This window comes from Nostoc sp., assembly GCF_036917455.1.
Taxonomy (GTDB): Bacteria; Cyanobacteriota; Cyanobacteriia; order Cyanobacteriales; family Nostocaceae; genus Nostoc.
In genome coordinates this window covers 1-1,547 of the sequence record NZ_JBALDK010000077.1, presented here as the reverse complement: position 1 = coordinate 1,547, position 1,547 = coordinate 1, and the positions used below count along the sequence as shown (strand labels likewise).

The 1,547-nt window shown below is 41.4% G+C and carries 2 protein-coding genes; both read right to left on the bottom strand.

Annotated elements, in window-relative coordinates:
* Window positions 1-73: 73 nt before the first annotated feature.
* The gene (locus V7K42_RS08750) at window positions 74-748 is read right to left on the bottom strand and encodes a response regulator transcription factor (RefSeq protein WP_334915347.1); all 675 of its coding nucleotides are present in this window, start codon (window positions 746-748) and stop codon (window positions 74-76) included.
* 36 nt (window positions 749-784) lie between these two features.
* On the bottom strand, window positions 785-1,547 hold a 763-nt coding region (locus tag V7K42_RS08745; protein WP_334915345.1), incomplete at its 5' end, for a COG4705 family protein.

Below are 1,547 nucleotides of genomic sequence, written 5' to 3'. Positions count from 1 at the left end.
AAAATCCTTGTATTCTCTTGGTAGGTAAAATCCCACCCCAGAGTGTCTGTCTGAGTTTAATTGCAAATTGGATTTATTTAGGACACAGGCGATAACCAAAACCGTAAATAGTTTCGATAAAATCCTCTGAACTTCCTAGCGCTCTGAGTTTCTTTCTTAAATTTGTCATGTGAGTTTTAACGGTTTCTTCCCCTGATAATTTATCAAGCTCCCACAGTTTATCTAAAATTGCCGAGCGAGTTAAAACTTGAGTAGGATTTTTCAAAAAGCATTCTAATATCATGTATTCTTTATGTGTTAATGATAAAGGCTTGCTTGCATAGGTCACATGACAATTATTAGGGTCTAATTGTAAATCGCCGTGAATTAAAATTAATTGATGAGTTTCTGGTCTTCTCCGAGATAAAGCTCTAATTCGTGCTGCTAATTCTTCTAGTTCAAATGGTTTAACTAAATAATCATCTGCACCAGCATCGAGTCCAGTTATTTTATCTGGTGTTGTATCTCGTGCTGTCAACATCAAAATAAAAGCGTTACAATTAGAAGCACGTAACCGTTTACAGAGAGTAATTCCATCTAAGCGCGGCAACATTAAATCTAATAAGATTAAATCATAATTACCTGCTTCGGCATATTCCCAACCTTCAATCCCATCATAAGCAATATCAACAGCATGATGCTGGTGTTTTAAATCTTCGGCTAAGGGTTTAGCGATGCGATCATCATCTTCAATTATTAATATTCTCATATCTTTATGCTATGGTCATCTATCTGCTTAAACCCATCACTCAATTGGGTGACGCACTTTTTTCTCCTTTCGGACGGAAAAGAATAGGACAACTGCCAGCAGAATAAAGGCGATCGCTGAAGCATATTCCCTTGGCAGTGAGAGGCCGCCATTTTTCACTGGTTTGGTCAGAAAATCTCCAAAGGTGGCTCCGAAGGGACGTGTGAAGATGAACGCGAGCCAGAATAGGAGGATATCGCTCAACTTTGTTACGTAGTGAAGGGCGATGACAAAACCAATGACGCTGGCCGTCACGAATGCGCCCTGGATATAGCTCAGTCCTAAGTTGCTTGTCAGAAAGTCACCAAAGGCCGTTCCCAAACTGTTGGAGAACACGACAGCCAGCCAATAGGTAGTCTCTGCGTCTTTCCTGATGATCGGATAAACGCTCAAATCTCGATCCCGGTAGTACCAGATGGCAAGAATGCTCAACAGACCAGCTACCAGGATAAGCGATCCCACTGCGTAGCCTAGCCCGAAAGATCGATCCATCAGGTCTGAAACTTCGGTTCCGGCTGTGGTTGTCGCAATAATGGCTATCCAATAAAGGACTGGACGATATCTATCGGATTGAATTTGAAAAAACAGGAGAATGGCGAGAATGGCGAACGTTATGGCAAAAGCTACGTAATACCCTAGCCCAAGAGACATTGAGATGAAGTCACCTGCTGTCTCGCCGAGCGTCGTAGCGATGATCTTCATGATCCAGAAGAAAATTGTGACTTTTGCAACTTTGTTCATTTCTTTTTCACAAGAAAAA